Here is an 11,242-nt window from a genome sequence, read left to right on the forward strand (position 1 = left end):
GTGGGTGGGTTCAGGGTTCATGTCCGGGTCAGAGTCCGTGCCGAAGAGGAGCCGACATGTCCGATGCCCAGGGCGGCGACACGCCGACCGAGCCCCCCGTACGCGAGCTGCGGCTGGTCGTCACCGCGGCCGATTACGACGAGGCGTTGCGCTTCTACCGGGATGTGCTGGGGCTGCCCGAGCGTGCCGCTTTCTCGTCGCCCGGCGGGCGGGTCACCATCCTCGAGGCGGGGCGGGCGACGCTGGAGCTGACGGACCCGAACCACGCGGAGTTCATCGACGAGGTCGAGGTCGGCCGACGGGTGGCCGGTCATGTGCGGGTCGCCTTCCAGGTGGACGACTCCACCGGCGTGACGGCTCAGCTGGCGGCGGCCGGAGCGGAGGTCCTCGCGGAGCCGACCCGCACCCCGTGGAACTCCCTCAATTCCCGCCTCGAAGCACCGGGCGCGCTCCAGCTGACCCTCTTCACCGAGCTGGGCGAGCAGGACGGGCAGGGCGATCAGGGCGATCAGGAGTCGTCCACGGAACGCGCGTAGACCCGCGAGGGCAAGGGGTACGGGCGGTTTCCGGGCGTCCTATCGGGAGCTTATTCGTCCGTTTCGGTGATAATTGGGGCATGAGTACAGCGACGTTTGTAGTAGCGGCCACGTCGAGTGAAGTACTCAACGTGATCGCCGCCTTCGCGGGTGGCCTGTTCATCGCCGGCGCACTGGTCTGGGCCGTGCAGCTCGGCATGCGGGTCCGTGATCGAGAGCTGCCCCGGCCCACGCCGGACGAGCAGCCGCATCTCCCCGACACCGGCCCGGTCCACGAGGAGCGCGAGCTCAGGGAGCCGGACGAAGTACCGCACGCGGAGGGCAGGGAACGGCTCCTGCCGCACGAGCTGCACCATGCGGGCAGCAGGCGCAGCGAGGACCAGCACCGCAAGCGCTGGCTGCCCGGAAAGAGCGGGTCCTTCGGCGGGGGCGGTCTGGGGCACGGCTGAGCCACCCCGGAAATCCGGGCGACGGCAGCGGCCCGCCGATGCCATCCTGCCCGGACCCGCACGCGCAGGCGTACGGGTCCGGGCAGGCGTGCAGGGGGCGGATTGAGCAGACGACGCTATGTGGCCAGGGGTGTCCCCGGCGGCTATCGCATCTGGGACAACCACGGTCGCCGTTTCTGGGGCGACCTCTACGAACTCTGCCCCGACGACCTGCTGACCGAGCTGAACGGCCGAAAGGACCCGGCGCGGATCAGCGATCTGCTGAGGCGCTACCGCGCGCTGAAGCGCTAGCGGCACCTCGTTCAGCGGCTACCCCCGTCCGCCTCCCGCGCCGCGCGCTCCAGTCGGCTTCGGTAGCTCTCCCACCAGGCCCGGTCGCCCTGCGGCAGATCCGACTTGCCCTTGCCGTACCCCACGCTTCCGTCGATGAGTTCGCGCACGATGTCGGCGTGGCCGGCGTGCCGCTGGCTGTCGGCGATCACGCGCACCATGAGGTGGTGCAGCGTCACCTCGCGTCGTTCCTCCGGCCACCACGGGACGTGCCCGGTCGCGTCGAGCGGCAACGCCGCGATGGTTTCGCCGGCGTGCTTCCAGGCCCGGCGGTACAGGCCGACGATCTCCTCCCGCGACTCCTCCGCGGTGGCCCACATCTCGGCGTTCGGTTCGGCGTCCTCGGTGTACCACCAGGGCGGTGGCGGCCCCTCGGTGAAGAACGGCCGCCCGAAGGTGTCGCCGAAGTAGCCGAGCTCCACCCCGGCGACATGCTTGACCAGCCCCAACAGGTTGGTGCCCGTGGGGGTCAGGGGGCGTCGGACGTCGTACTCCGAGAGCCCGTCGAGCTTCCACACGAGGGCGTCGCGCGCGTCCTGGAGATATCGGAGAAGGTCCGCTTTCGGGTCCGGTGCCATCATGCGGGCAGTCTGGCACCGAGCACTGACAGCGGACCTCCCCGACCGTTCCCCTGACTGCTTTCACGGGGAGTTCACATGCGTCCACTGACGCGCGGTGGTCGTTTCGTCGTGCCCGTCGGGCTCGCGCTCAGCCTGGCGACGGCCTGCGGCGACGGAGACGGCTCGGACGGGAGCCAGGAGGCAGCGCCCTCCCCCAAGGACGGCGGGAAGAGCACGGCGCCGGCCGTCAAGAGCCGGCGATGCCCGACATATCCACGGTCTTCCACGGAGCCGTGTACGGCGAGACCGAGAACGGCTCCGTGATCCTCGACGCCCGTACGGGCAAGGACAAGGCCTCGGGCGCCGGGGACGCGCCGAGCGCGGTGAACGAGTACGCCGGGCTGTTCGGGACGTCACTCGGCACGATCGAGGCCCATCGCGCGGTGGGCTAGGCCTGTCCGGCGGACCATGGGCGGACCCATGGTCCGATCGCCGGGCGCGCGGGAGTCCGCCGCGGGGCTCCCTAGGGCCGGCCGCCCCCGCGGTCCGACGCCGTACCCGTCCGCCGTTTCGCCGGGCCGTCCGTCGAGCCCGTCACGAGGATGTCGATCTGTTCGCTCGTCGCGCTCACGCCGTTGAGCGTCGCCGTCGCCTGGAGGCGGCCCGTGCCCGGCGCAAGGGCATGGCTCGGGTCGCACCACCAGACGCCGCTGGGCGCGGTGGTCGTCGCGCAGATCTCCTCTTCGCGGGCGTCGCGGACGGTGACCTGGGCGCCGGGATAGGCCGTCCCCACCATCTTGGGCCGCCCGCCGAGCGGCACGCCCGAGTGAGGGCGGGAGAAGGCCGGCGCGGGCAGGCCGACCGTCACGGTGCAGGTGCCCCGCTGCCGTACGGTGCCGTTCGCGTCGCGCAGGACCAGGGCGCAGTCGGGGAGCCGGGTGCCGGGCTCGGCGTCCGCGGGGACCGACAGGACGAAGGGGTACTTACGGTCCTTCCAGGCCACCGCTGCCGACCCCTGCGACCCCTCCGGCTCCTCCTCCGGCGCGTCGGCGGCAGCGGGCGTTCCCTCGAAGGTGTACGTCCCCGTACTCCCGCCCAGCGTCACCGATCCCCGGTAGCCGAGCCCCGTGAAGGGCGTCCCCGTCACGGTCGTCGTCGACGGTGCCGTCAGGGTCAGGACCGAGCCCGCGCCCAGCGGTGTCCCCGCGTAGCCGCCGACCTCGACGATGCCCTCCCGTCCGGGCTCGATGGTCGCGCTCGCCCACAGGTCGTCACCGCCGTAGGCCGTCCCCGGCGTGATCACCACGCCCGCGACGGCGAGCAAACCGAGGATCGTCGTCTTCCAGGACCTGCTCATCGTCGGCGGAGCTCCTCACACACGTCGGCGGCACCCCTGCCCGCGATTCTCGCGGCCGGCCCGGCGAACGGCGCGCTCCACTCCGCCGTACGGGACCGCCGCACCGTACGCACCACCCGTCCGGGCGCGGGCCGTCAGCCGATACGGGCGAACCACCGCCCCCTGAGCGTCGCTTTACGGAGCCGATGCCAAGTCAAAAGGTTTCCCGCGCCACGGATTCCGTACCTCCGTACGACCCCACCCGGCACCACACCACGCGACCACACCCACACGACCACCCGGCCACACAGGAGGAACCCACGGTGCGCATCACTCGCAAGGCGACCGGAACCCTCCTCGTGGGCGGCGCGCTGAGTCTCACGCTCGCCGCCCTGGCCTACCCCTCGATGCTCGGCTTCACCACCGTCGCCGCCGCACCGGACCGAGTCATCGCCCAGACCTCGGCCGGGCCGCTGACGGAGGCCGACCGGGACTTCGTGGTGAAGGTGCGGGCGGCGGGGCTGTGGGAGTACCCGGTGGGGCGGATGGCGCTGCAGAAGGGGACGACGGACGCGGTGCGCACGGCCGGGCGGCATCTGGTCTCCGGGCACGCCGCGCTGGACGCCACCTGCCGGAGGATCGCCCCGCGTCTGGACATCGCCCTGCCCAACCGGCCCAGCCCCCAGCAGCAGGGCTTCGTCGCGACGCTCGGCGCGGACAGCGGCAGGCAGTTCGACAGCGACATGGCGAACATCCTGCGCACCACGCACGGCCAGATCTTCACCACCATCGCCAAGATCCGCTCCACCACGCGGAACACCCTCGTGCGGCAACTGGCCGACCAGGCCAACGACACCGTGCTCGACCACATCTCGGTCATGGAGAAGACGGGGCTGGTCGACTTCGACCAGGTCCTGTTCCAGGAGACGACCCCGCCCAGGCTCCCGGCCGACGACACGACCCCGCCCCCGCCGACGCCGGGCGAAGCCCAGGTGACCCTGAAGCCCTGAGACGCCCGGGCACGCGCTTTCCCGCTGTGATGGAATCGTGATTGATCTTTGAACTTGCGTTGCGTTCCCGCAGGTTGACAGCGTTCTGCCGTCGCCCGACGATGTGCTCACGCTGTGGCGCATGTGATCGCTGTGACCGATGTGACCAAACGAGATCCATGAGCCCGGCGACTCTCTTCGACCACTCACCCCACGATGGGATACGCATGTCCATAGCGAGACGTGTCATCGCGCGACGCCTGTTGGGGACGGGCGCCGCGTCGCTCGCCCTCTGCGCGGCCACCGTCGCCTCCGCCTCCGGCGCCTGGGCCACCGGTTCGCACGGCGGCGACGGCTGGAAGACCGGGGGCAGCTACCAGCCCGGTACCGGTGCCGGTACCGAGACGGCCACCGATCGCTGCCAGTTCTCGCTCGACGGCTCGAACTTCCAGGACTCCGTCAAGGTCGACGACCAGAACCTGAAGGTCACCGACGACGGCAAGGTCCACGTCAAGGTCCGCGCCGCCGCCGACGCCACGACCTGCACCGCCTCGCTCGCCTCCTACCTCGCCCACGGCGCGACCTTCGCGACCTCCGGCGAGCAGGTCTTCGTCGACTTCGACACGGTCACGGTCAAGCCCGGCCAGACCGACTCCCTGGACATCGCCGTCCCGGACGCGGGCTGCTTCGCGCAGATCGACCTGTACCGGGGCGCGGTCAAGTTCGACGGCAAGCTCGCCGCGAACGACGGCTTCGAGCACGGCGACGTGCCCAGGGGCCCGGACCGTCCGGTCATCAAGGACAAGCTGATCGCGGCCTGGAACGGCGGCACGAAGGACTGCACGAGCGAGCCCCCGGCCACCGAGGAGACCCCGACCCCGGAGGCCTCCGAGTCGACGACTCCCCCGGCGCCCGGCCCCAACGGCGGCGGCGACAACCTCGCGGAGACCGGCGGCAGCAGCGCGACCGGCCCGATCGCCCTCGGCGCCGTGGTGCTGGTGGCGGGCGGCGCGGCGTTCGTCGTGGTGTCGAAGCGGCGGCGTACGGCCCGCTCCTGACCCGATGGTGAAGGTGAACGCCCCGGTCGACGCCGGGGCGTTCGCGTGTACGCGGCGGAGTGACCGTGATCCCAGGGCCCCTGCCCTAGTCGCCCTCCACCGCCGTGAGCCACAGCTTCACGTACCGCTCGACGTCGACGTCCAACCCGACGTCCACCAGGGACAGTTCGCGCTCCCCCTCGTGGATCTCCGACTCGCCGGGACGCGGACGGCGGTCGACGACGGTCTGACCGCGCGTGGCGCCCGGGGCCAGGCTCACCTCGACCGGGAGCAGCTCGGTGGTCAGGCCCCCGGGGTCGACGACCGCGCAGACCGCGCCCGCGTCGCCGAGACCGCCCGTCGGGGTGGGGTCGCCGGAGGTGGCGGGGTCACGGTGGGCGAGCAGTTCACCGGCCAGCCGCAGCCGGGGCTGCGCACTCTCGCGCAGCCGCTGGACGTCGGCCGCCGGGACGAGCACCCGCTTGAAGACGTCCAGCCCGTACATCGTGATCGGCACCCCGGCGGTGAGCAGCACCGCGGCCGCCTCCGGGTCGTGCCACACGTTGAACTCGGCGACCGGCGTGGCGTTCCCGGTGGCCACCGCACCGCCCATGAACACGATCCGCTCGATATTGCGCACCACCTCGGGGTGGGTACGCAGCAGCAGCGCGATGTTCGTCAGCGGCGCCATCGGGATCAGCGTCACCGGGCGCGGTGACGCCAGGATCTCGCGGCGCAGCAGCGTCACCGCGTCCACGTCGACCGGCACCCGGGTCGGCGCGGGCAGCCCCAGGTCGCCCATCCCGTCCTCCCCGTGCACATGCCGTGCCGACCGGGCGGGCTCGATCAACGGCCGCTCGGCGCCCCGCGCGACGGGGATGTCACCGGCCCCGGCCTGCTCCAGCACGGTCAGGGTGTTGCGTACGACGCCGTCCACGTCGGTGTTGCCCGCCACACAGGTGATGGCGCGGACGTCGAGCCCCGGATGGCGTACGGCGAACAGCAGCGCCAGAGCGTCGTCGACACCGGTGTCGCAGTCGATGATCACCGGGATGGGCTGCCCTTCGGCGTCGGTCACGGCGAGGCTCCTCACACGGGTGCGGTGGCGGTTCTGCGGTGGCGGGTTCTACGGACCCGACCTTACGGTGTCGTACAGGTGGAGTGCGTCGCCGTATGGCGTCGCCGTGCGGCAGCGTGCGCGCGGCGTCATGCGGCGTCTCCGTCCCACAGCGCGAGGCCGCGGGCCGCGGCCCGGGCGGCGATCCGGTCCACCAGCTCGGCGCCCGGCACGACCCCGGGCCTGCGCCCGTCCCGCAGCCGTACGGCCACGAGGTCACCTGCGGCCTCGGCCTCCCGTTCCCCGATGACCGCCTGATACGGCACCAGGCGTGCCGCGCGGACGCGGGCGCCCAGGCTGCCGTGCTCGGGGCCGGCGAGTTCGGCGCGCAGACCCATTCGGCGGGCTCCTCGCAGCAATTTCTCCGCCGGCCCGGTCTGGGCCTCCGCCACCGGGAGGATCAGCAACTGCACGGGGGCGAGCCAGACCGGGAACGCCCCGCCGTGCCGCTCGACGAGATGGGCGACGGCTCGTTCGACGCTGCCGATGACGCTGCGGTGGACCATGACCGGGCGGTGTTTCGCCCCGTCCGGGCCGATGTAGTGCAGGTCGAAGCGTTCGGGCTGGTGGAAGTCGATCTGGACGGTGGAGAGGGTGGCCTCGCGGCCGGCCGGGTCGGCGATCTGCACGTCGACCTTCGGACCGTAGAACGCGGCCTCCCCCTCGACGGCCTCGTACAGCACGCCGGAGGCGTCGAGGGCCTCGCGGAGCAGGGCGGTGGCGCGCGCCCACAGCTCCGGGTCGGCGACGTACTTCCCGCCCTCGCCCGGGAGCGAGAGACGGTGCCGTACGGCCCGGATCCCCAGATCGGCGTAAGCCCGGCCGATGAGTTTCAGGGCGGCGCGGGCCTCGTCGACCGCCTGGTCCAGGGTGCAGAAGACATGGGCGTCGTTGAGCTGGATGGCCCGCACCCGGGTGAGCCCGCCGAGGACGCCGGACAGCTCGGAGCGGTACATGCCGCCCAACTCGGCCATACGGAGGGGTAGTTCGCGGTAGCTGTGGGCTCGGGAACGGTAGATCAGGGCGTGGTGGGGGCAGAGACTGGGCCGCAGGACGACCTGCTCCGCACCCAGCTCCATCGGCGGGAACATGTCGTCGCTGTAGTGGTCCCAGTGCCCGGAGATCTCGTACAGCTCCCGCTTGCCGAGCACGGGCGAGTACACATGCCGGTACCCGGCCCCCCGTTCCACCTCCCGGATGTACTCCTCCAGGGTGTGCCGTACGACGGCCCCGTCGGGCAGCCAGTACGGCAGCCCGGCGCCCATCAGGGGATCGGTGCCGAAGAGGCCGAGCTCGCGGCCGAGGCGGCGGTGGTCGTGGTGCATGGCTGCTCCTCCGGATGAAGGGACGAGCACCCACACGCCGAAGCCCCGGGGCACTCGCCCCGGGGCTTCGTTCTTCGCTCAGGTGTCAGCGCGGCGCCGGGACGGGGTCCGGCGTCGTCGTGAGAGACGGGTTGGCGCGCTGCATGGGCCGACGGTAACAGGGAGTGGAGGGGGAAGTCCCGGTGTTTTAGGCCCAGGGGCGCGTGAGGCCAATGCCGTGGTGATCAGGGGGCGTTCGGTCGCGCGGCGCGGCTAGCATGGATTTCACCAGCAGATCGCGGGGCACGCGTGCGCGGGCCGAACGTCTGGTGATCGCTCCGAAGGGGACGGCGGCATGACCGAGCAGGCCATCTACCGGCACTTGCGCGAGCTGCGCGAGCACTTCACTCCGCCGCCCGGCTTCACGTACCCGGAGATCAGCGACGGCACCCTCGTGATGATGATGAGCCCGCGCCCGCGTCACCAGGTCACGGCCTCCGACGTGCGTGACCAACTGGTGTCGCAGCTGCCGAAGGGCATGGGTGCCTTCGAAGCCACCGACACCGACGACGACTCCCTCGGCAAGCTGCGGGTCCCGGACATCATCGTCACCTCCCGCGAGGCGATGCTGACCGATGATCCGCTGGACCCGCGCGAGATCCTCCTGGCCATCGAGATCGTCTCCCCGTCCAACCCGAGCAACGACTACGAGGCCAAGAGCCGCGACTACCCGGCGATGGGCATCGCGCACTACCTGATCCTCGACCCTCGTGACGGCACCTGGACGTACCAGTGGGGCATCGACACGTGCGGGGGAAGGCCCGCCTACGGGAACCGGCTCCGCAAGCAGCCCTATGGGACCCCGCTCGCCATCGGCACCGAGCTGGGCACCTGGAAACTCGACACGAGTGAGCTGCCGCTGTACACCCGCAAGGACATGATGCTGAGCCCGGAAACCGACGCCGGCTGATCAGTCCCCGTCACCCGGACGGCCCGGCGCACTGGTGGTCGCCCCCGTGGGGTGGTGCCTTAAGAACACGTACCCGATCTTGAGCGCACCGCCGACCCCAGCCCAGGAGGCCCCGCGATGCCCCGTACCCCGGTCCGCGCCGCCCTCGCCGCGGCGCTCTGCGCGGCGACCCTGCTGACCGCGTCCGCCTGCGACACCGTCGCCGGCCTGGGGAGACCGGCGTCGGCCGTGCGCGGGCACTCCTCCGCGGCCAGCCCCAGCGCACCGGCGACCCCCGCGGCCGCGCCCACCCTCACCGAGGCACAGGCCCAGGCCGCGCTGATCAGTGAGGCCGATCTGGGCGAACCGTGGGTCGCCACGGACGGGTTCGCGACCTGGCGGGAGTCCATGCTGAAGGCGGGCACAGAGGCGGCCGAGGCGGAGTGCGGGAAGCTGCTCGACGCGCTGTACGCCGAGGAACTCCTCGGGCCCGACGCCACGACCCGCGCGTCGGTCGGGCTGGACGACCTGTACGACGAGGCCCAGCTGCGCTACCAGGTCGTGGCGCACACGCCCGACGCCGTGGACGGGACGTTGGCCTGGCTCGAGAGCATGCCGCGCGAGTGCGGCGAGTTCACGGCGACCGCGGGCGGCGGGCAGATGGCCGTCCAGGTCACCGGCGCCGAGATGCCGGAGGCCGGCGACGCCCGGCAGGGCCTGCGGCTCGTCCTGCGCGCGGTCTCCGAGTACGACGACGCCCCCGTCCTCACCCTCCATGTCGCCGTCGTCCGCGTGGGCGACGACGCGGTCGTCCTCACCAACGGCGGCCTGGGCGAGGTATCGGGCGACGCCACCTGGGCGGCCGTCGAACTGGGCGCCCACCGCCTCACCGAGGTCAGGAAGCGGGGCAGGGCGGAGATCTGACCGAGCACGAGGATCAGGTCAGGGTCAGGGTGGCTAACCCAGGCGGTCCACTGCCTCCTTGGCCTCCTTCAGGCCCGCTCCCGTGATCTCCCGGTAGACCTTGATCGCCTGGATCTTCTTGTCGGTCCGCACGAGCGAGACGACCTCGCCCATCCGGGGGTCCTCGCCGTTCAGGCCCAAGTGCTCCAGGACCAGGTCGAGTTTGCGCTCGACACGGGCAACTCGCTGATCGGCCTGGGAAATCCTGCTCTGGATGGTCATGATGCCCCAGAAGGCGGCGAGCACGAGGAAGAGAACCGCTATGTCCATGGGCGGTGATCCTACGTGCCGGTAATGCCGCGTCCGCTGCCCGGCCCTCTGCGCTCGGCTACCGCTCGTCGAACCGCAGCCGGTGCTCCACCACGTCCCGCGCCACGTCCACCGCCGTGCGCGCGTGCGCGTACGCGTGCGCCCGCAGCCGTGCCAGCGCCTCGTCCGTACCGACACCCAGCTGGGCCATGATCATGCCGGTGGCCTGGTAGACCTGGTCCTGGTCGGTGGCGAGGCCGCTGAGCCACCGTTCGTCCCCCGGTTCGCCCGCGTCCTCCACCCGCGGCAACGCCATCAGCGCCACGGTCATCATCCCGGCCACCACCCGCGCCGTCCGCAGGTCCCGGTCGGTGAGGTCGCCGGGGGTGTCGCGGTAGAGGTCGAGCGTGCCCACGCACACCGTCTCGTTGCCGAGCGGCATCGAGTACACCGCCCGTACCCCGACGGCCGTGGCCTCCTGGGCGAAGACCGGCCAGCGCAGCACGTCCTGCCCCGCCGTCAGATCGCAGGCGAACACGGGGACTCCGCTCGCCGCGGCGCACTGGCAGGGCCCGTCGCCCAGGGTGGCCTGGATCTCGGTGACATACGCGGCCCGCGCACCGCTCGCGCCCAGTTGTACGGGCATGCCGTCGCTGTGCAGCGACACGCTCGCGCCGGTCACGGGCAGCAGCTCCACGGCGACATCGCACAGCCGCGCCGGGATCTCGCCGGGACCGGCCCCGCGTACGCCTTCGGCGATGGCGTCGGCGGCACCGGCTCGCTGTCGTCCCCGCTCGTCACGATGATCGTCTTCGGGCCGCACGGCAGCCTCCTCATCACGAGAGCGGCCTGCTGATTCCGGCTGACCAACGGCCCCTCAACCGCTCGCCCCGGACGACGCCCGACTACCCGTGAGCCGCACCTCAAAACCCCGGCACCCCGTCGTCACCGCATTCCTAGCGGCGCACCTCGTAGGGGTTCGCCGGCTGCCCGATCCGCCGCACCCCGGTGGCGTCCAGCACCGGCGGCCAGGCCTCGTCCGTGCCCAGCTCGCCCTCGGGGTGCCAGGTGCCGGTGACGGTGACCCAGGCGTCGGCGGGCGGTGCGTCGGCGTCCGCGCCGCGGATCTCGACCTTGCTGGTGGTGGCGTCGGCGGCGCAGCAGGCGACGAGGAGGCGGGTGACGTACCAGGTGCCGTCGGCGTCGCGGGTGACGAAGCCGGTCAGCCGTACCGTACGTCCCGCCAGCGACCGTCCGCTGTCGTAGATCGCCCGTGAACCGAACTCCGCCAGCGTCAGCTCCACCGGGTTCCCGGCCGGCAGCGCGGGGAAGCGCCCGACGCCCTGCGCCGCACGCTGCGCCGCCTCGCGTTCGGCGCTGTAGGAGCCGAGGGCGGGGGGCGGGAAGAGGAGGAGGGCGAGGG

Annotated in this window: 15 protein-coding genes; 8 read left to right on the top strand and 7 right to left on the bottom strand. The window is 71.9% G+C overall.

The annotated features are described in order from the left end of the window. Window positions 1-56: 56 nt before the first annotated feature. The 3 genes from L0P92_RS36435 (at window position 57) to L0P92_RS36445 (ending at window position 1,276) form a co-directional block, all read left to right on the top strand. Window positions 57-536 (top strand): VOC family protein, encoded by a 480-nt coding sequence (locus L0P92_RS36435; RefSeq protein ID WP_234767345.1) that lies wholly within the window; start codon window positions 57-59, stop codon window positions 534-536. 80 nt (window positions 537-616) lie between these two features. Beyond that, on the top strand, window positions 617-985 hold the full coding sequence (locus L0P92_RS36440; RefSeq protein WP_062721419.1) for a DUF6479 family protein: 369 nt from the start codon (window positions 617-619) through the stop codon (window positions 983-985). A 102-nt stretch (window positions 986-1,087) separates the two neighbouring features. After that, window positions 1,088-1,276 (top strand): hypothetical protein, encoded by a 189-nt coding sequence (locus L0P92_RS36445; RefSeq protein WP_234767346.1) that lies wholly within the window; start codon window positions 1,088-1,090, stop codon window positions 1,274-1,276. 11 nt (window positions 1,277-1,287) lie between these two features. Here L0P92_RS36445 and L0P92_RS36450 read toward each other — a convergent pair whose 3' ends face one another. Continuing rightward, entirely contained in the window at window positions 1,288-1,896 is a 609-nt protein-coding gene (locus tag L0P92_RS36450; RefSeq protein ID WP_234767347.1) for a DinB family protein, read from the bottom strand. Between the two features lie 239 nt (window positions 1,897-2,135). Between L0P92_RS36450 and L0P92_RS36455 the strand changes: the two genes are divergently transcribed. Further along, window positions 2,136-2,327 carry a hypothetical protein gene (locus L0P92_RS36455; RefSeq protein WP_234767348.1) on the top strand — a complete coding sequence of 64 codons (192 nt, stop codon included), beginning with the start codon at window positions 2,136-2,138 and terminating at the stop codon, window positions 2,325-2,327. 71 nt (window positions 2,328-2,398) lie between these two features. Here L0P92_RS36455 and L0P92_RS36460 read toward each other — a convergent pair whose 3' ends face one another. Further along, window positions 2,399-3,232 (bottom strand): carboxypeptidase regulatory-like domain-containing protein, encoded by an 834-nt coding sequence (locus tag L0P92_RS36460; protein ID WP_234767349.1) that lies wholly within the window; start codon window positions 3,230-3,232, stop codon window positions 2,399-2,401. A gap of 338 nt (window positions 3,233-3,570) precedes the next feature. On the opposite strand from L0P92_RS36460, the gene L0P92_RS36465 reads away from it, so the two are divergent. Both L0P92_RS36465 and L0P92_RS36470 read left to right on the top strand, forming a co-directional pair. Continuing rightward, window positions 3,571-4,221, top strand: a complete 651-nt coding sequence (locus tag L0P92_RS36465; RefSeq protein WP_234767358.1) for a DUF4142 domain-containing protein — start codon at window positions 3,571-3,573, stop codon at window positions 4,219-4,221. 206 nt (window positions 4,222-4,427) lie between these two features. Further along, window positions 4,428-5,258, top strand: coding sequence for an LAETG motif-containing sortase-dependent surface protein (locus L0P92_RS36470; RefSeq protein ID WP_234767350.1), 831 nt, complete (start codon window positions 4,428-4,430; stop codon window positions 5,256-5,258). Window positions 5,259-5,343: 85 nt separating this feature from the next. Here L0P92_RS36470 and L0P92_RS36475 read toward each other — a convergent pair whose 3' ends face one another. Both L0P92_RS36475 and thrS read right to left on the bottom strand, forming a co-directional pair. Continuing rightward, on the bottom strand, window positions 5,344-6,315 hold the full coding sequence (locus L0P92_RS36475) for a nucleoside hydrolase (RefSeq protein ID WP_234767351.1): 972 nt from the start codon (window positions 6,313-6,315) through the stop codon (window positions 5,344-5,346). A gap of 128 nt (window positions 6,316-6,443) precedes the next feature. Beyond that, a complete protein-coding gene (gene thrS / locus L0P92_RS36480) occupies window positions 6,444-7,679 on the bottom strand; it encodes a threonine--tRNA ligase (RefSeq protein WP_234767352.1) in 1,236 nt (411 codons plus the stop codon). Window positions 7,680-8,013: 334 nt separating this feature from the next. Between thrS and L0P92_RS36485 the strand changes: the two genes are divergently transcribed. Next, window positions 8,014-8,628 (top strand): Uma2 family endonuclease, encoded by a 615-nt coding sequence (locus L0P92_RS36485; protein WP_234767353.1) that lies wholly within the window; start codon window positions 8,014-8,016, stop codon window positions 8,626-8,628. Window positions 8,629-8,745: 117 nt separating this feature from the next. Continuing rightward, window positions 8,746-9,531, top strand: a complete 786-nt coding sequence (locus L0P92_RS36490; RefSeq protein ID WP_234767354.1) for a hypothetical protein — start codon at window positions 8,746-8,748, stop codon at window positions 9,529-9,531. A gap of 33 nt (window positions 9,532-9,564) precedes the next feature. Here the strand turns inward: L0P92_RS36490 and L0P92_RS36495 are convergent, their stop codons facing one another. The 3 genes from L0P92_RS36495 to L0P92_RS36505 form a co-directional block, all read right to left on the bottom strand. Further along, window positions 9,565-9,840, bottom strand: coding sequence for a ribosomal protein L7/L12 (locus L0P92_RS36495; protein ID WP_234767355.1), 276 nt, complete (start codon window positions 9,838-9,840; stop codon window positions 9,565-9,567). A gap of 58 nt (window positions 9,841-9,898) precedes the next feature. Further along, complete coding sequence (locus tag L0P92_RS36500) at window positions 9,899-10,642, bottom strand: GAF and ANTAR domain-containing protein (protein ID WP_234767356.1); 744 nt, start codon at window positions 10,640-10,642, stop codon at window positions 9,899-9,901. Between the two features lie 133 nt (window positions 10,643-10,775). Continuing rightward, on the bottom strand, window positions 10,776-11,242 hold a 467-nt coding region (locus L0P92_RS36505), incomplete at its 5' end, for a TIGR03943 family putative permease subunit (protein ID WP_234767357.1).

Source organism: Streptomyces muensis (genome assembly GCF_021474425.1).
Classification (GTDB): Bacteria; Actinomycetota; Actinomycetes; order Streptomycetales; family Streptomycetaceae; genus Streptomyces; species Streptomyces muensis.